General features: G+C 46.5%; 20 protein-coding genes. All 20 read right to left on the bottom strand.

What is annotated here, in order from left to right; translation table 11 throughout:
- Positions 1–25 precede the first annotated feature (25 nt).
- Entirely contained in the window at positions 26–1450 is a 1425-nt protein-coding gene (locus VSQ61_RS15690; protein ID WP_334345335.1) for a PTS transporter subunit EIIC, read from the bottom strand.
- A 234-nt stretch (positions 1451–1684) separates the two neighbouring features.
- The gene (locus VSQ61_RS15685) at positions 1685–2515 is read right to left on the bottom strand and encodes a PRD domain-containing protein (protein ID WP_334345334.1); all 831 of its coding nucleotides are present in this window, start codon (positions 2513–2515) and stop codon (positions 1685–1687) included.
- 211 nt (positions 2516–2726) lie between these two features.
- Positions 2727–3185, bottom strand: a complete 459-nt coding sequence (locus VSQ61_RS15680; RefSeq protein ID WP_334345333.1) for a PTS sugar transporter subunit IIA — start codon at positions 3183–3185, stop codon at positions 2727–2729.
- Positions 3186–3697: 512 nt separating this feature from the next.
- Positions 3698–4321, bottom strand: coding sequence for a manganese catalase family protein (locus VSQ61_RS15675; protein ID WP_334345332.1), 624 nt, complete (start codon positions 4319–4321; stop codon positions 3698–3700).
- A gap of 21 nt (positions 4322–4342) precedes the next feature.
- Positions 4343–4585 (bottom strand): spore coat protein CotJB, encoded by a 243-nt coding sequence (locus tag VSQ61_RS15670; RefSeq protein WP_334345331.1) that lies wholly within the window; start codon positions 4583–4585, stop codon positions 4343–4345.
- A gap of 269 nt (positions 4586–4854) precedes the next feature.
- A complete protein-coding gene (locus VSQ61_RS15665; protein WP_334345330.1) occupies positions 4855–5061 on the bottom strand; it encodes a spore coat associated protein CotJA in 207 nt (68 codons plus the stop codon).
- Between the two features lie 99 nt (positions 5062–5160).
- On the bottom strand, positions 5161–6102 hold the full coding sequence (locus tag VSQ61_RS15660; protein ID WP_334345329.1) for a sugar kinase: 942 nt from the start codon (positions 6100–6102) through the stop codon (positions 5161–5163).
- A gap of 31 nt (positions 6103–6133) precedes the next feature.
- Complete coding sequence (locus VSQ61_RS15655; RefSeq protein WP_334345328.1) at positions 6134–7096, bottom strand: bifunctional 4-hydroxy-2-oxoglutarate aldolase/2-dehydro-3-deoxy-phosphogluconate aldolase; 963 nt, start codon at positions 7094–7096, stop codon at positions 6134–6136.
- Positions 7097–7121: 25 nt separating this feature from the next.
- Positions 7122–8075: a C-terminal binding protein gene (locus tag VSQ61_RS15650; protein WP_334345327.1), complete on the bottom strand. Its 954-nt coding sequence runs from the start codon at positions 8073–8075 to the stop codon at positions 7122–7124.
- 255 nt (positions 8076–8330) lie between these two features.
- Positions 8331–9095, bottom strand: a complete 765-nt coding sequence (locus tag VSQ61_RS15645) for an SDR family oxidoreductase (RefSeq protein WP_334345326.1) — start codon at positions 9093–9095, stop codon at positions 8331–8333.
- A 158-nt stretch (positions 9096–9253) separates the two neighbouring features.
- Entirely contained in the window at positions 9254–10294 is a 1041-nt protein-coding gene (locus VSQ61_RS15640) for a LacI family DNA-binding transcriptional regulator (RefSeq protein ID WP_334345325.1), read from the bottom strand.
- Positions 10295–10365: 71 nt separating this feature from the next.
- Positions 10366–11655, bottom strand: a complete 1290-nt coding sequence (locus VSQ61_RS15635) for a TRAP transporter large permease (RefSeq protein ID WP_334345324.1) — start codon at positions 11653–11655, stop codon at positions 10366–10368.
- On the bottom strand, positions 11652–12173 hold the full coding sequence (locus VSQ61_RS15630; RefSeq protein ID WP_334345323.1) for a TRAP transporter small permease: 522 nt from the start codon (positions 12171–12173) through the stop codon (positions 11652–11654). Before VSQ61_RS15630 ends, VSQ61_RS15635 begins: the two co-directional genes overlap by 4 nt.
- A gap of 25 nt (positions 12174–12198) precedes the next feature.
- Positions 12199–13440 carry a TRAP transporter substrate-binding protein DctP gene (gene dctP, locus VSQ61_RS15625; protein ID WP_334345322.1) on the bottom strand — a complete coding sequence of 414 codons (1242 nt, stop codon included), beginning with the start codon at positions 13438–13440 and terminating at the stop codon, positions 12199–12201.
- 29 nt (positions 13441–13469) lie between these two features.
- Positions 13470–14108: an RpiB/LacA/LacB family sugar-phosphate isomerase gene (locus VSQ61_RS15620; protein ID WP_334345321.1), complete on the bottom strand. Its 639-nt coding sequence runs from the start codon at positions 14106–14108 to the stop codon at positions 13470–13472.
- Between the two features lie 329 nt (positions 14109–14437).
- Positions 14438–15148: a FlxA-like family protein gene (locus VSQ61_RS15615; protein ID WP_334345320.1), complete on the bottom strand. Its 711-nt coding sequence runs from the start codon at positions 15146–15148 to the stop codon at positions 14438–14440.
- 36 nt (positions 15149–15184) lie between these two features.
- Positions 15185–15601 carry a hypothetical protein gene (locus tag VSQ61_RS15610; protein WP_334345319.1) on the bottom strand — a complete coding sequence of 139 codons (417 nt, stop codon included), beginning with the start codon at positions 15599–15601 and terminating at the stop codon, positions 15185–15187.
- The gene (locus VSQ61_RS15605) at positions 15594–16016 is read right to left on the bottom strand and encodes a hypothetical protein (protein WP_334345318.1); all 423 of its coding nucleotides are present in this window, start codon (positions 16014–16016) and stop codon (positions 15594–15596) included. Before VSQ61_RS15605 ends, VSQ61_RS15610 begins: the two co-directional genes overlap by 8 nt.
- Complete coding sequence (locus VSQ61_RS15600; protein ID WP_334345317.1) at positions 15964–16401, bottom strand: DUF3879 family protein; 438 nt, start codon at positions 16399–16401, stop codon at positions 15964–15966. The genes VSQ61_RS15605 and VSQ61_RS15600 overlap by 53 nt, the downstream gene beginning before the upstream one ends.
- Positions 16402–16982: 581 nt before the next feature.
- Positions 16983–18170: a site-specific integrase gene (locus VSQ61_RS15595; RefSeq protein WP_247230724.1), complete on the bottom strand. Its 1188-nt coding sequence runs from the start codon at positions 18168–18170 to the stop codon at positions 16983–16985.
- Positions 18171–18221: the final 51 nt, after the last annotated feature.

Genomic DNA, 18221 nt, shown 5'->3' with positions numbered 1-18221 from the left:
AAGACACCCCCCTTTTTTAGTTATGTCAGGCTTTCTTAAGAGCCTTTTTTCCCTTATAATTTTTCAAACCGTCGCCATCGCCAAAGCCAATGACAATTCCCACTGCCAGAGCTGCCACAAATGCAACCACACAGGCAATTCCTGCATAGATAAGATTGGAGCCCGGACCTCCTGCATACTGCAGAATCGTGAGGAAGTTAGATGCGCCCATGGTATACACAGCCACACCAAAGATGCCGCCTACCAGACCACCGATAAATCCGCCGATAATCTGGCATATCATAGCACGTTTATTCCGCAGCAGAATACCAAACAAGGTTGGCTCGGAAATACCGCCCACAATCAATGTAACCACGTTGGCGCTGGCCATCTGCTTTTCTTCTCCCTTTGTGCGCAGGAAGTAGGCAAGGGTCATGCCCATCAGTGCATAGTTAGCAATGTTTGCACCTGCCAGTACAATGGGATCAAAGCCCAGAGTTGTAATGTTAATCAGCGCAATCTGAACAATAGCTACATGCATTCCTGTTGCAACAAAGAAAGGCCAGAATGCGCCAAGAAGAGCGATTGCCAGCGGACCGGCTACGTTGTACAGGCCCTCGAAGAATGCGCTTAAAAGCATACCAATCCAGTTTCCGATAGGCGCCAGTACGCAGAACATCAGCGGAACCATTACAATCAGAGTGCAGAAAGGAACTCCGATAATTTTGATTACCTTCGGAACATGCTTGTCAAAGAATTTAAATACATAGGACAGGGCAAATACCATCAGCAGAGACGGCAGTACCGATTGCGTATAGTTATTAAGCTGCATGGGAATGATTCCATAGACGCTGAATGGCTCACCTGCCGTTACGATATTTAAAATATTGGGATCGATAAGCAGACAGCTCAGCAGCATAGCCAGAGCCACACTGGTATTCAGCTTTTTCGCAGCTCCCCATGCCACAAAGATGGGCATAAAATAAAATCCGGCATTACCTACAATATAAAGTGTCTGCATCAAAGGCGCTTCATTTGCCATGAGATTTAACAAATCCGGCCCCAGGATAGCATAAAACATCTTAAAGAATCCGGCACCCATCATAATAGTAAGTGTCGGTGCGATAGAACCGGAAACATAGTCCAGTACCTTTGCCGGAACTTTCTTGATATCAAAAGGCTCCTTATTATCCAGATTTTCATCAATAGCCGCAGTCTGTCCCAGACCGGTGATTGCACAGAACTCCGGATAAACCTCTGATACATGCTGCCCGATAATAATCTGGAACTGTTCGCCGGAAAACTGTGCTCCCAGAACACCCTTGATCCCCTTTACTGCGTCTAAGTCCACCTGAGATCTGTCTTTCAGATTCAGACGGAGTCTGGTCATACAGTGAACTGCACCGGAAACATTGTCTTTTCCGCCGACATTTTCAAGAATCTGATTACATAAATCCGTATACTTTGCCATACACTACTCTCCTCTTTCTCGTTCTTATTTATTATAAGGGAAAAAGCGCATTCCCCTATGCTGTCAGGACAGGCCGTGCACTCACCTATCCTGCTTAAGCCGATTCCAGTTCCGTACCACCTCGCATATACGCCTTATACAGCATGATACGGATGAAATAAAAAACCCGACACCGTCCCTAACCGCCAGATATCTGCCGGACGAGACAAAGTGCCAGGTAAAGCCCCTTTCGGGTTACAATCCATCTTCCCTTGCGCAAAGCCGGTTAATATGAATCATCAGATACAGAAGCTCTTCTTTTGCCGGCTCCACCTGCAAGGTTGCAACAATATATTCTTTTATTTTTTCTCCGACTGCTTTTAGCTTCGGAAACTCTTCACAGACGCTCTCATAAAGCTTTTCATTCTCGGATTCCGGCATATGGAGCTTCCCGGAACGCTTCAGCAGATACTTTAAATGGGTCACAAACCGTGAATAGCTGAAGCTGTCCCGATCAATGATAACATTCATCCCGCTTTCTATAATATCCGTGATATCATCCACAAAATGCTCAATATCATTCCGTTCCGCCGCCTGCTTTACCTGCTGCCTTGCATTGATAAAATGCATGGCAATGTTTCCCACCTCGCTCTGGGGAAGCCTGACGGACAGCCGTTTGCTGATGTGCTTAATGGCCCACTCCCCAAGCTTCATTTCCCTCTCATAAAAATGCCGAATCTCATTCGTCATCGGGTTACTTAAAACAAGCCCCTTTTTCGTATTTTCAATGGCAAAATTAATATGATCACAGAGGGAAAACCAAAATACCGTATTAAATTCCGTTTTCAGGTAAGAGCTTCCTTTTTGTACAATTTCAAAAGTCACATCCATAACGTCCGCAGGAAGTTCATCCAGCAAGGCAATGTAATGAGGTTCCAAGTTATAGTAAGTTCGGTCAATTTGCGACAGCGCAATCTCATAGGGCGCTTTCTTGAAGCCAATACCTTTTCCAAATGCAATCACTTCATGATTGTTATTATCCAGACAGACTGCTACGTTGTTATTGATATTCCGAATAACTTTCATCTCTCCCTCTCGGTCTCCTATGCTGCCATCCGTCTTATGCTTCCATAGCACAAACAACTTTGGAGGTATTATCAGTAAAACAACTCTGCAGCATCAACTTAAACTAATGTAAAACTCTTAAATAACAGTGTACCTTTCCCATGATAAACAAAATACAAGGCTGCCGTGCCGTCTTTTGCATGTGCCGCTGCCGTATACTCTCTGAAGTCCTCTAGACCAGCCTCTCTCCCGAGGTCACTTTTTTCTTTCCCAAATCAAACTGGTGATCATAGCCTGAGGGGAATACTACCATCGTGATAAGCTTATAGCCCTTTTGCTCCAGGGCTTTTTTTTCAAACCGTACCATGGGTTCTCCTGCTTTCACCTTGTCTCCCTGTTTAATCAGGGGGTGGAAGCCCTCTCCGTCCAGTTCCACCGTGTCTAAGCCGATATGTACGATGCATTCAATGCCGTCCCTTGTCTTAATACCTACCGCATGCCCTGTTGGAAAAACAGTTTCCGCCGTGCCGCTTAAGGGAGCGCAAACCTCACCGTTGGCTGGAATCACCGCAAAGCCGTCACCCATGACCTTTTCTGAGAACACTCCGTCCGCAACCTCTGCCAGGGGAATCAGTTCTCCCTCAACCGGAGCCACAATCATAAATTCCTCTTTTTTAAACAAGCCAAACATCTTTCTTCCTCCATTTTAAGTTCCGTAATGCTTCTAACAGTACCCATTATTTAGAAGAATTTCCAGTCTCAAAAGCATGTGCCTGTAAATTCTTCTGGCACTGTACGAAGCATTACTGTTTTCAGTTCCGTAATGCTTCTAACAGTACCCATTATTTAGAAGAATTTCCAGTCTCAAAAGTATGTGCCTGTAAATTCTTCTGGCACACCCTGCCTCATTTGCAGGGTATAAAAAAACTTCTTCTGTGCATACCGAAAAAACAAGAAAATTTTCGGGAAAGCCTTCGAAGAAGTCACAAACCTAATTATTTCTTTTACTGGATTAATAATAACCGTAAAACTGGGTGTTGTCAATACCTTTTTTGTAGAAAATTTATTGAAAATTGTATTAAAAAATTAAGCTGTTGGGAGATGTGCTCTTTTCGAACCGCATCTCCCAATCATTTATCGGATTACTCTTATAAGATATCTAACTTTTTCTCTTCCGTTATCTTTCCAGTCTCCAGTTTCTTCCTATTTGCACCCCGGATTCCCTCCGTTGGTGTCAAAGGCCGGGTTGAACGCGTAGAAGTTTCTCTCATCCAGATGATCCTGGACAATGCGGAGGGCTTCACCGAAACGCTGGAAGTGAACCACCTCTCTGGCCCGCAGGAAGCGGATGGCGTCTGTTACATCCGGGGAATCTACAGAGAGACGCAGAATGTTGTCGTAGGTGGTGCGTGCCTTTTCCTCTGCTGCCATATCCTCCGTCAAATCCGTAATGGGATCTCCCACCGACTGGAACATTGCCGCCGAAAAAGGCGTTCCGGAAGCGGCCTGAGGCCACAGTCCCAATGTATGGTCCACATAATAAGCATCGAAACCGGAGGCTTTCAGTTCCTCCATGGTCATATTTCTGGTAAGTTGGTGCACAATTGTGGCGATCATCTCAAAATGTCCCAATTCCTCCGTGCCGATGTCCGTAAGCAACGCCATGCACTCCTTATAAGGCATGGTATACCGCTGAGACAGATAGCGCATGGATGCTCCAAGCTCGCCGTTAGGTCCGCCATATTGTGTGATTATAGCCTTGGCCAGCTTTGGATTTGTCTCCTTAATATGAATTGGATATTCCAAACGTTTTTCATAATTAAACATACCTGAACTTTTCCCTCCTTTCTATTGCCACGGCCACGGTTGATTTACCCAATCCCAGTAGGTGTCACAGTGATGAGCATGAGCAAGGGTGAGCGGGCCGTAGGTTTTCGAATATTCCGTCAATGCCTCATTGTAAAGCTTCACATGCTCTTTAAAATACGCAACGGCCTCCGTGTCACAGGGATGTGTATCCAGATAAAGTGCACTGTCAACACAGGCAAATTTTGTGAAGGAAATCCATTGAAGAAGCTGTTCCCGGTTCATCTCCTTGCAAGGACAGGAGGGACCCACAGGCCGGCGTGGCGGTCGTCCCTGAGACTGATTACAGGGTGGTGGTGTAGGCCGGGGCTGCGGCTGGTTACAGGACGGCACAGGCCGGGGCTGCGGCTGGTTACAGGACGGTGTAGGCCGGGGTTGCGGTTGGTTACAGGGTGGTGGACAAGATCGGGGCTGCGGCTGAACACAGGAATTCTGACCTCTTCCCTGGTTACAGGAATTTCCTCTCTGAAACTGTCCAAAAGATCCATTATTCATCATCTGCATGCACCTCGCTTTCCAAGGAATGGTTTATCAAGCTCCGGAAAAATCGTTCCAGCCTGCATTGCTTTATCCAAATGATAGGTCTCATTCCAATGTTGCCATGGCACGTAGGCAATTGCCAGAGGCATTCCAAAGAGTTGATCCTTGGAGCATCCGACGGGTCTCGGTCTTTGCATGGTTTGCATATTGCAGTCTGCCATAGATGGCTCCTTTCATATTTTATCTCCATTTATCTTATGTAAAGAGAAAAAATGGGTGAACACATCACCCATTTTGACTTTCCCTTATATTCAAATCTCTCATGCACTTTGCTGAAACTTCTCCAGCTCCTTGCGATGGGGAAGCCCCTCGTTATCGCTGATATTCATCACCTGAATAGCCCCGATGGCATTACCCCGCCGCACACACTCTCTGATATCCAGCCCCTCCAGAATACCGCTGATGACACCTGCGGCAAAGCCGTCGCCTGCCCCTACCGTGTCTACCACATTCTTTACTTTATATCCGGGTACTCTCCAGGAGACATCACCGTCTTTCACAAAGGCCCCCTCTGCCCCCTCTTTGATTATTACCGTATGCACTCCCATCCCCTGATAAAAGTCCGCAATCTCTTCTTTCTTCTCGGAGCCCACAAGAATTCTGCACTCCTCAATTCCCGGAAGCACCACATCCGCTTTTGCTGCCAATTGGTTAAGAACCTCCCGCATGGTTTTCTTATTCTCCCACAAAGCCGGACGCAGATTCGGGTCAAAGGTAATAAAAATTCCTTTCCTTTTGCACCTTTCCATCAGGCAAAAGGCTGCCTCTCTGGAAGTCTTCGAAAGGGCAGGCGGTATCCCCGTCATATGAAGCAGGCTCACATCCGACAGTTCAAGTTCCTCGATCTCCTTTACGGAAATGCAGGATGCTGCCGAACCTTTCCGATAATAAGGTGCATGGGGATCGCTGCCGTCCTCCACCCGGTCTTTCAGCTGGATCCCGGTTCTGTATACACAATCGTAAGTGATCAGTTCCGTACCGATTCCATTCTTTTTCAATGTTGCTTCAATATAATGTCCGAAAGGATCGTCCCCCAGCCTGGTCAGATACTCCACCTTGTGCCCCAGTCTGGACAGACCGATGGCCACATTTACCTCCGCCCCGGATAAGGCCCTTGTAAAATGCTCCACCTCCTCCAAAGGACCTGTTGTATCCGCAATCAGAAGTGCCATCGGTTCCCCGAATAAAATAACTTTTCCCATTTCTGCCTCCATGTATATGCTAAAAACATTTTTATTTTCTCACAAGATGTACTGCAAATCCGCCAATCTCTTTTTCCAGATAAATGGCCTGAAGCCTGCCGTCCTCCCGATAAACAGCACTGTCCTCCCGAAATGCCGTTCCCTTTCTCGCAAGATATGCCTTTGCCCGTTCAGGGGAATTGGTCCGGATTGCAATGTGCCCGTTTGTTCCAAGATAAGGTGCTTTCAGCGTTTCAATATAGCTTGCGGAGAAAATAGATGCAGAGTTTTCCCTTTCCTCAAAACCGAACAGTGTCTCAAAGCTCTGAGCCGTCTTTTTGGCTGCCTCCCCGTTCTCACAGTTGATTCCCACATGGGCCAGTTCAAATCCAAGCATCACGTGCACCGCCTCTCTGGTCAATCTTAAGATCTCCCCAAAATCCCCCTGTTCCAGTGCACCGGACGGAACCATCCAGGTTCCTCCGCAGGCCAGAATCCGATCCCAGGCCAGATAATTACAGATATTCTGAGCATTGATGCCTCCGGTAGGCATGAATCGCATCTGCCCATAGGGTGCCCCCATGGCTTGCACCGCCTTTAAACCGCCGGATGCTTCTGCCGGAAAAAACTTAACGACCTTAAGGCCCAGCCGGATTGCCTGCTCCACTTCCGTGGGCGTTGCACACCCTGGAAATACCGGAACTCCTTTCTCCTGACAATACTTTACCACCTCCGGATTCAAGCCCGGACTGACAATGAATCTTGCCCCAGCTTCCACAGCCTGATCTACCTGCTCACAGTTCAGAACGGTTCCTGCTCCCACCAGCATATCCGGACAGGTCTCTGACATAATCTGAATCCCATCTCTTGCCGCTGCCGTGCGGAACGTCACCTCTGCACAGGGCAATCCCCCCTCACACAATGCTTTTGCCAGTCCTGCCGCTTTCCCCGCATCCTCCAGCTTAATCACCGGAACAATGCCCATTTCTTCTATCTGCTCTGTTAATCCTGTCATTTTTACCTCCATGCTCATTTGACCCTCAGCTTACCTTATTTATGGGATAATGGATGGGTTCGCCCTTTGCAAAACGCACCGACTCCTCAGCCACTTTCCGCTTCAGCTCCTTTGCCGCTTCTTCCGAATACCATGCCATGTGGGGCGTTACGATCACATTTTTGTGCTTGAACAGGGGGGAATCCGTTCCCACAGGCTCTCCCACCATACAGTCTAAAGCGGCCCCTCCAATCTCTCCCTTTGTCAACGCCTGTTCCAAATCATTCTCGTTGATAATTCCACCCCGGGCCACGTTGATCAGCACAGCCGTATTCTTCATTTTCTTAAATGTCTCCTCATTGAAGAGATCCTTGTTTCCGTCTGCCGGGCAATGGAGGGAGATAATGTCGGACTGCTCGATCACCTCATCCATGGATACTGCCGTCAGATACTCCTCTGTCTCCCGGGTTGCGTGGAAATAGGGATCCGTCCCAATCACCCGAAATCCCAGACCGTTCATCTTTTTCGCAAAGTTCCGTCCGATTCTTCCAAGCCCTACAACGCCCACGGTCTGCTCGCTAAAACGGTGAACCGGTATGGACTCTATGTAATCCCACTTCTCGTCCTTGGTAAATGCATCCATTTTTACAATCTTTCTTGACAGAGCAAGGGCCAGGGCAATGGCATGGTCCGCCACCTCGTTCATTCCATAATCCGGAACATTTCCTACCTGAATGCCCCGGCTGGTGGCTGCGGGAACATCCACCGTATCCACGCCGACCCCATAGCGGACAACGTACTTTAGTTTGGGACAGTGATCCATTACTTTCTCCGTAATGTTGGCATATTGTACAATAAAGATATCTCCGTCCTGACACTGTTCGATTACTTCATCCTCCGAAAAGGCCTGCTTTAATTCCATCTCGATCCCTGCATCTGCAAATATCTTTTCCTCAATATCCATGCTTTCATGATCGCAGTCTGTAATAATTACTTTCATTTTCCATGTTCTCCTATTATAAGTTCCGCAATATTCAAAAGATACACCCTCATATAGAAGAATTTCCGGTCACAAAAATACTGTGCCCATAAATTCTTCTGTGCATCTTTTGACTATTGCTGTTTTGCAGTTCCGCAATATTCAAAAGATACACCCTCATATAGAAGAATTTCCGGTCACAAAAATACTGTGCCCATAAATTCTTCTGTGCATCTTTTGACTATTGCTGTTTTGCAGTTCCGCAATATTTTTCAGTTACCGCACAAGGTATCCCCCGTCAACCGGGATGACCGCACCGTTTATGTAGTCCGAAGCATCGGATGCAAGCCATACCACCGGACCTTTCATGTCGTCCGGCATTCCCCATTTCTTATTGGGAATCCGGCTGGTAATCTCCTCATATCTGGAACTCTCCGGATCCAAAAGGGCCGTATTCATCTCCGTTGCCATGTAGCCCGGTGCAAGGGCGTTTACGTTAATCCCTTTCTTGGCCCACTCATTGCACAGAGCTTTTGTAATCTGTGCGACACCGCCCTTGCTTGCCGCATAGGCCGGCACCGTGTAGCCCCCGAAAAAGGCAAGCATGGATGCAATATTAATAATTTTTCCACGACTGTTCTGCTTCATAAAGGTTCTTCCTGCAAGCTGGCACATGGCAAATACGCTCCGCAGGTTTACATTCATTACAAAATCCCACTCCTTTAAGGGGAATTCCTCGCTCGGATACCGTCTCTGAACCCCTGCACCATTCACCAGAATATCCAGATGCCCTCCAAGGCTCTCCACCGCTTCCGCAAATTTATCCTCTCTAGTCTCATCATTTCCCAGATCCGCAATTACCGCCGTGCACGCATAGCCTTTCTCCTGAAAACCCTTTGCCGTCTCCAATGCCTTGGGATTGATGTCCATAATGCACACTTTCGCCCCGGCTTCCATCAATCCCTCTGCCATGCCGCAGCTAAGCCCCTGGGCCGCACCTGTTACAATCGCCGTTTTTCCTGTTAAGTCATTTAAGTTCATTCTTTTACCTCCTGAATGAAAAGTCATTTTATTCTGTTTTCTTTTGTTTCATATAACTTTCTTATATAAAATACAAGGGATTTTGATTCTATTAAGAAATAATATGGTAACGATTTCATATTTCGCACAAAGGAACGCCGGGATGCGGTCTAATCCTGTCAGAATTTCTCTCCCTGTGCACTGTCCCCGTTTTCATTCACTGCCGAGCAGGAATGACGGTAAATCATCACACAGTTCAACTCCTCTTTTTTATCCGGAAGCCGATCCTCCTCTAACGCATCAATCAAAATATTCAAAGCTTTCTCGCCCTTTTCATAGCTGGGCTGCCAGATGGTTGTAAGGGGCGGCGTGACAAACTTCCCCACTCTGTCATCATCAAAACCTACGATGGACAGATCCTTTCCGATTCTTACCCCCAGTTCCTTTGCCGCTTTATAAGAAGCTACCGCTATCTGATCGTTGAACATCATCAGTGCCGTAATCCGTTCCTTTTGGTACAAAAGCTTTTTGGCAAGATTCTCCACCACCACATCCGTAAGATTCTCACAGATCTCGATAAACTCATTGCGGATGGGAATCCCCGCATCCGTCAAGGCTTCTTTGTAGCCCTCCAGCCGGTTAAAGGAGGAAGAATACTTCAAAGCTCCCGTAATAATCCCGATTTTCCGATGGCCCAGACCGATGAGATAGTTCACGGCATCGTAAACTGCCCTTTTGTCATTTACCTCCACCTGGCTGACCTGCTCCTCTCCCTCATAGTTTCCAATCAGCACAAAGGGAATCTTGGCCTCCACCATGGCAGGTATAATCTCACTGTTTCGATTGCAGCCCATGACAATCAGTCCATCTACTTTTCTTGTAAAATACAGATTTTTAATCTCTTCCTCATCATCCATCAGCTCCAGCAGCAGCTTATATCTTCTCTTCTTTGCCGCCAGTGCAATGGCCCTCAGCTCATTGATAAAGGTAGAATTCATGAAGAAATAGTCCGCATCATGATTGATCACAATTCCGATTGTCTTTGATTTCTGCATCTTCATCTCCCGTGCAACTGCAACGGGCCTGTAGTTCTCCGCAGCTTTCTCAATCCTCTTTCGTGTGTCCTCGCTCACATATCCCGTTCCGTTCATGGCTCTTGATACGGTTGTAATACTGACACCAGCCTCCTGGGCAACATCATAAATGGTTTTTCTCTTCATCGAATCATTCCGTCCTTTCTGATGCCAGTTTACACCATAAGCAAATCTATTTCAATAAGAAAACTTCTCCTCTACATAAACCCAAGCATATGGGGAATCGCCGTGGTAATGGGCGGGCAGATAATCAGCAGGATAAGGATTGCGGCATCAATCACCAGGAACGGTGTCAAAGCCTTTACCACCTTATCAAAGGGACGTTTTCCAACGCTGACCGCCGAGAACAGAACCAGTCCGACCGGAGGTGTCAGCACTCCCATGGTCAGGTTTGTAATGGTCAGAACCGCAAAATGAATGGGATCCACCCCTACCTTTGTCATAACCGGAGCCAGAATGGGAGCAAAGAGGATAATTGCCGCCCCAACATCCATAACCATACCGGCCATAATATAAAAGATATTTACAATAAACAGCAGGATAATGGGATTGCTTGAAATATGAAGCAGCATATCCGCCAGCTTATCCGGTATCTGTTCCATTCCTGCCGCCCAGGAAAAGGCATTGGAAAATGCGACAATCAGAAAGATATTTCCCACTGTCCTGCCTGTGGTCCACAATACATTTCCAAAGGATTTCAGATTCATGGACTTATAGACAAAGAACGCAAGGATCAGGGCATACAGGGCTGCAACGGCCGCTGCCTCGGTTGCCGTGAAGAATCCACCCAGGATTCCTCCCAGGATAATCAGCGGAAGAATCAAAGCAATGATGCCGTCCTTTACAATCGCCCTTTTCTCACCAGGAGCATATTCCCTTGTATCTTTCGGAAAGTTCCGTTTTTTCCGAATAAACAGAATATAGACAATCTGGGAAAGGCCAATCAAAAGTCCCGGCCCAAGTCCGCCCATGAGCAAGGCTCCCGTGGAGATCGTTACGCAGCCTGCGTACACCATAACCGTTGTACTCGGCGGAATCAGTGGTGACTGTAGGGAGGAAGCGGCGGAAAGGGCAATGGAAAAATCCTTGTCATAGCCCTCCTTTTCCATCTCGTCAATCTCGATCTTGCCAAGGCCTGTCATATCGCCGATGGCAGATCCGGAGATACTTCCGAAAATCGTACTCGCAATGACATTTACAAAGGCAAGTCCCCCCCGGAAACGCCCCACCAGAAGTCTTGCAAAAGCAAAAAGCTTCCTGGAGATATCCGCCTGTACCATAATCTCCGCCGTCAGCATGAAAAAAGGAATGGACATCAGGATAAAGGAGTTTACTCCGATCATGGAACGCACCGGAAGAATCTTCAAAAAGGACGGATTCACCATAACAATATACAGGATAGCCGTCGCTCCCATGGAATAAGCAACGGGAACACCCAAAAGTATCAGCACAATCAATAGAAATATCACAAACAAAAATGTATTCATATGTTTTCTTCCTCCTCTTCATTGGGGAGCAGGGTCAGCCCGCCTGCGGCAAGAGCCTGCAGGAAAATCAGGATAAACCCGATTACCAGAGAGAATCTGGGAATCTGCATGGAAATCTGCATAGCCGGCGACACTTCATTGACGGAAGTGGTGGTAAATACATCCAGACAGTTCCAGGAAAAATACCCTGCCGTGACAAGAATAATCAATTTGGTAATTACCAACAGAATTTTTCTCACTCCCTCCGGCATTTTATCAACAAGAAAGGTTACCTTAATGTAGGAAGACGCTTTCGCAATATGGCTTGCCGCAAGGAAAATCAGCCACAGCATCATATACCGTGCAAGCTCCTCCGTCCAGGAAAGAGGATGGGGAAATACGTGTCTTGTTATAACCTGCAGCATGGCAGCAAAAAGCATGCCCCCCAATAAGATAATGCAGATCCATTTTACAATATTGTCTATAAAATCCATAAATTCCTGGTAAAGATTACGTTTTTTTATGTTTTTTTCATTCATAGCTTCTTTCCTTTCATTTACCAGATCAGAACTGCTCTTCTCTCTTTTTTCCTCTTACCAGCGTAAAGATTGCAAATAAGACTGAAAATCCGGCAACAATGCACGCCACTGCAAGTCTTGTGTCAAGGGCATTCCCGGCAGAAGCCCTTTCGGAAACCGTAACGGATGCCGCACCTGCAGCCGCAATGCCTTTGCCCGCTTTCGCTTCTTCTACCGCCGTCATAAAGCCGTCCACATATTCATCGCCGATCTCACCCTTAAGCCATTTCAGCACAGGCTCCTGAGAAGCATCCTGGAACGTTGCCTTTTCCTCCTCCGAGGGTATGTAAATAGCCATTCCGGACTCCTTTAAGCCCTGGAGGGCCAGTTCTTCATTGGCACAGTTTGCACCCCGCATAGACTCCTGAGCCACGATTCCGCCCATGGTCACAACCTGCTGAAGATCCTCCGGCAGCGACTGATAAAAGCTGTCATTGAGCATCAGGACCAAAGAGGAAATGGAATGCTGATCCAGGGTATAGTATTTCTGCACCTCCTGAAGGGAACCGTTCAGGACGTTGGCCGGAGGATTCTCCTGTCCGTCCACAACTCCTGTCTGAAGCGAGGTATAAAGCTCTGCCCATGCAATGGGGGTTGCCGTGGCACCCATAGATTCCAGCATGGTTGTATAAGCAGGAATCTCCATGGAACGAATCTTAAGCCCCTTTAAGTCTGCAGCCGTCTTAATCTCTCTGGTATTATTGGAAATGCTCCGGAAACCTCCGTTGTCCGAGGATGCCATCAGGCGAATGCCAAGCTCCATACGCATATCTTCAAACAGGCTTGCCATCCATACGGAATCCAGCGTGTTGTAAAATTCAATTCTGTTGTTAAACAGATAGGGAACGCACAGCACCTGAAGCTTCGGATACAGCGTGGACAACTCGCCGTCGCCTGTAACACAGGCCTGGACCACGTTCTGCATACACTGGCTAAGTCCCTCGGAGCTTCCTCCGAGAACTCCGGAATCATAGATCTCCACGGTGATTCTGCCGCCAGAATTCTGCTCCACATAATTCTTAAAGCTGTAACAGCCTGCATTGACCGCATCCAGCACATCCTGCCCGTTGATATTGGTAAATGGCGTATTGCTGTTGGCAATCTTAATCACATAGGTTTCATCACTTTTGTTATCTTCTGCCTTTACGGTTATTCCTGTGTTTGAAACCAGCAAAAGACCGATTGCCATTCCTAGGCTGAGCATTCTCTTTACGATGTTCTTTTTCATATCATTTTTCTCCATTTCGTATGAAATCACTATTTTAACAGTTCTCGGATTAATTCAGCCATTCTTTCATCCCTGCAGTTTTCATGGAACTGTTCCTCAAATCCCTCTACCATCAAGGTTGCCTTAAGGAATTCTCTGTCAATTTTTTGCAGGATATCTTCCATGGGATTGCAGGTAATCTTTTTCACATCCTGAAGTATCCCTCTGTTGGTCTGCTCTGCCGCCGCCCACTCTTTGGGATATCCGCCGCCGGGCTGCTCTGCAAAAACACGCTCAAAGGTGTATCGAAGCTTTACCTCGCTTCCCCATCCAAAGGCTTTTGCAAAGGGAAGTGAAATAGCATTCCCCGCATTTACCTGGGTGAAAAGGTATCCGTCCAGGGGTTCGTCAATCAATCCGCAGAATACGTTAGGAAAGGAATTGCATGCCAGCATGGCTCCCATGCCTGTTCCGCAGCCTGTAATGACAAAATCTGCGGCTCCCGCATTCAGAAGTATTCCTGCAAGCAGGCCTGCCTGTACATACGTCCGCTGATATCCGTCCTCTTCACTGTACCGTCCGTAATTATATACCGTATGTCCCATGGGCTCTGCCACATCTTTCAGCGTCCGAAAGATCAGCCCGTTTTTTCCCGCCTGGCTGTTCTCGTTAATAAGTGCAACTTTCATATGTCTAACCTCCGTAAGTTTTTATAAGAAAACGCTTTCATATATTTCCATTATACATATGTGTGCTTTTTAGTCAATAAAATGTTTTAAACTTTATCTTTTTTGTGTATTCAGTATAATTTTAATTCCGGTTTTTGTCAAATTCAAATAACGCTTTCATATTTCTTTCATGTTTCTTTCATATATTTTCATCTTTTTCGAAAATAAGACAGCAGACTTTTCCATATCCTGTGTGGAAAAGTCTGCTGTCTTATTTGGCGGCACTCTGCCTATTGTGGCAATTTCTATCCATTGTAATGATCGATTGCAGGGGATTGGTACACGGCCTCTCAAGCCCAGGCCGTCATCTGTGATTCTTCTTCCTCTTTCACTGGTTTCCCGTCGCTTGTATATCCGATGGGCTTTGCTTCTTCCCTCTGTTCTTCGTATAATTTCTCTGTCTTTTTCTCTTTCTTTACCTCTTCCGCTTTCTCCGGATCGCTCTTAGCCTTTGCCGCATCCGACAAATCCTGATTGGTCTTTCCCAGGAGCTGCATCTGTGTGGAGCGTGCGTTCTTTGCCCCCTGTTCGGCCCTGGCAAGCTCATCTGTTTTACTTTTGATGGTTCCCATGTTTCGTCCTGTGTCCAATTCCAGCTCGCTTTTCAGCACAGATGCTCTCCCCTCCATCCGGGCAGCCGTACTCTCCTGCACCCTGGCATTCTTCACGGCAGCATCCGAGGAAATCACAGTCTGCATTCCCGTCTCATCATAAGACTTCTGCTCGGCCGTTTTTGTTCTCTCCTCTCTCTGCTCCTGACGCTGCTCGGCCAGATGCTGTTGAAGCTGATCCTGAAGCTCCATAATCTTATCCTGCAGTTCCTGCTTCTTCTTCAGCTTTTCCTCCATTGTCAGGCTCTCGTCGGCAATCACATTCTGTATCTGTCTCTGAACCTCCTCTATCTGACTTTGAAGCCCTCTGGTTACCGCATCCCCCATGGGCGATATTCGCATTTGTCCGGTCTGAATCCCTGACATGCTGATACTGTTGATTCCCTGCATTTCGTCTCCTCCCTTTTTCCATAGGTCTATATTTTATTATCGGTCAAATAAAGAGTTTTCTAACAGCATTACTGTTTTTTTATCATCATCTTTTAAATTGTTAAATATAATTTGAAAATCATCATTGTAGCCAAGCTGTTTTAAAGCATAAATAGCAAAATGTCCTAATTTGCAAGGCCCCAATATTTTAAAACTGTCATCCATAAATTCAGTATACTCTAAAAGTTTTGAATAAACTTTACTATTTTTTATGTTCTTTTCAATAATTTTTAAAATCGTTTGCTTTATAACAGTAATATTAGGAATGCTTAAGTAATTTTCCAGTTCTTCTACGGAAACATCTTCCACCTCTATTTTCTTAGCTAAGCCTAAATAACTCAAATCAGTCCCCCCGCAAAATATATTCGCCAATTTCATACTATCATCTAATATACTTTTAATTCTATTAATCAATTGCAGTTTTCTCTTTATGTACTAATTCAGTAATTTCTATTTCCTCAACAATTATATTTAACCCTAATAATTTTGCCTCGTTTGCGAGATCAACTGCATTCCCCCATCCCATCTTTGCAAATTGCCATTCTTGCATCAACTGTACCGTATTCCGGTCCAGTTCCCGCAGTTCCTTTGAAAAAAGTCCCATGCTCTCCTCCGGCTCCTCCCCACTGAAAAACATAAGCCATGCATTCAATTTCCCTGTTATATTTTTATTGTGCTGTGTTTTCTTAAAAATGCCAATAGGGATGAATACATATTTCTGGGGCGGCACTGTGAATAGCACCGCCCCAGCTTTGGGACATTTTATCCCAAAAGTATTAAATCTGTATATCCACGCCCTGCCGGTAGTTATCCAAAATGCTGGTATCAAAGGGTTTTCCCCAATCCCAACTTGGATCTTGCTGATGAACAAACTCGCCCAGCCGAGCAGCCTCGCTATAGAATATCTCATTCAGCGTCCATGATGCGCTCAATCGTTTTTCTGGTGAAAGGGACATAGTGTAGTCACGAATGACTGCGCTGATGTCCTCGCCATCACTAACTCCGCAGCCGTTCTTCATGTGGTCGAAAGCGATTTGTTTGACTCGCTGTGCTATACCCTCGTCTACAGGAACAATTTTCCGATAATCGCCTGCATCGTTCAAACTCATGCCAGGTGTACCATAGGGATTGACATGGGGCTTGCTCTGTATCCTTTGAGAAATCTCGCTAGTCCGCTGTTGCTGTTGATTTTGTACCATTTGCGTAATTGTCATAGAATAACCTCCAGTCCGCCTACTTGCTAATAGCGAGAAACATGGTGCTTGTCGGTTCCTTTGGGGTAATTTTATCCCTTATTTTTACATCGGCATTTTACAGCAGAAGTTAAGACTTTCAGGGAAACCGCAAATGGCAAGCAATTCGGGTGTGACCACACTCCGAAATTTTTGCTGGGCTGGGGAGTTCGCAAAAATATAAGAGTTAATCACATGGCAATCGGATTATGCGTCGGTAACAAAAGTAATTTTTCGACAAACCAGGATGGCGTTCATTGACCGGATTGCGGTAAAAGGCAGTATAACAAGGCAGGACATATATTGCCCCATCGCCGCCGCAAAGGGAACATCCGCCATCCCCGCCTTTTGTATAGGATGTATTGTCAATGATTTCATTTTTCTCATAAACCTCAAGCAAATTTTCAACCTATCTTTTCATATCTCGGCAAATGGCGATAAGTCTTGGATTTTAAGGCTTTTTCGCCATTTGTCATATCGGGAGATACTTGGCATATCTTTGTGCTTCTCGGCATAATTTTGAATCCAAAAGTAGTACGGCGGTAGTAAAACCAACCATTCGGCTATGCCGCCAGACGTTCCATTTCTGCCTTTGCGGAATCGTAGGTCGCATGGGCGTAATAGTTCAGCGTCATCGTGATGTTGGCGTGTCCCATGATATACTGCAACGCCTTGGGGTTCATGCCTGCGTTTGCTAACCGTGTGCAGAATGTGTGTCTGAGGATATGGGGCGTGATGTTCGGAAGCTGCTCTTTGTTCTGCTTGTTGTACTTCTTTACAAGCCCTTTCAGCATACTGTCGTAGTTCGCTGACACCTTGGGCATCCCGTCATTTTTGAGGAACAGGAAGTTTTTATAGCCCTCTACACTGAATGGGGCGGCATTGCCCCGATTCTTCAGCACACGCTTCAACGCTTGGTAGACTTCCTCGTTCATGGGAATCTGCCGTATGCCGTTCTTGGTCTTTGGAGTTTCGATATAGTAGCCGATGTCGGCATCCCGCAAAAGCTGATGGTCTACATTGATTTGGCGGTTTTTGAAGTCCAGAGCTGTGGTCAGACCGCAAAACTCTGAAATTCTAAGTCCAGTGCCGAGCAGGATAATCACCTCGTCACGGTATTTCTTATACACCGCATCCTGCTCCATGAAAGCTAACAGGTTTTCTTCCTGCTTCGGCGTTAGTGCTGCCTTTCGCTCCCTGTCATCTTCAATGACAGTATCAAGGGCGAAGTTGAATGGATTTTTGCGGATACAGTCATCTTCAATGGCGGTGTAGAAAGCCGCCTTTAGGGAACGCTTGAAATTGCTGATGGTCTGGAAAGCGAAGCCTTTCTCGCTCATCCGTATCGCCCATTCCTTTGCGTCCGACTGCTTCACGGCATCAATGCTTTTCATGCCGAAAGGGTCATCCTGCAACAAGCCCATAAGATAGTCACGTCCTTTTTTCGTGCCATGCTTTACGTTCTTCCTAAGACCATTCTGTTTTGCGTAGAGCTGGCATACGGTCATCTTCTTGCCAATGGTGTCGATGCCGTCCTCCAAGTCCCTGCTGATTTCCTTTATCTTGTCCCTCAGAGCAGGAAGCTCCCGCTTGCCCGCAGGGGTCTTGTCCGTGGCTACCAGTTTCCATGAGTAGACAAACTGCTGCTTGCCGAATGCGTCTATATATTTGTATGCGTATCTCCCGTCTTTTCTCTGGCTCTCTCCAGTCCTCAGTATCCGTCCTTTGTTGTCACGTCTCTTTTCTGACATAGTGTGAAGCTCCTTTCCGTTCTGGAACGAGCCTTGATACGACATACCTCT

This window comes from Candidatus Merdisoma sp. JLR.KK006 (assembly GCF_036941035.1).
GTDB lineage: Bacteria > Bacillota > Clostridia > Lachnospirales > Lachnospiraceae > Laedolimicola.
Note: the sequence above shows the minus strand (reverse complement) of the source record. Positions and strands in the feature narration are given on the sequence as shown.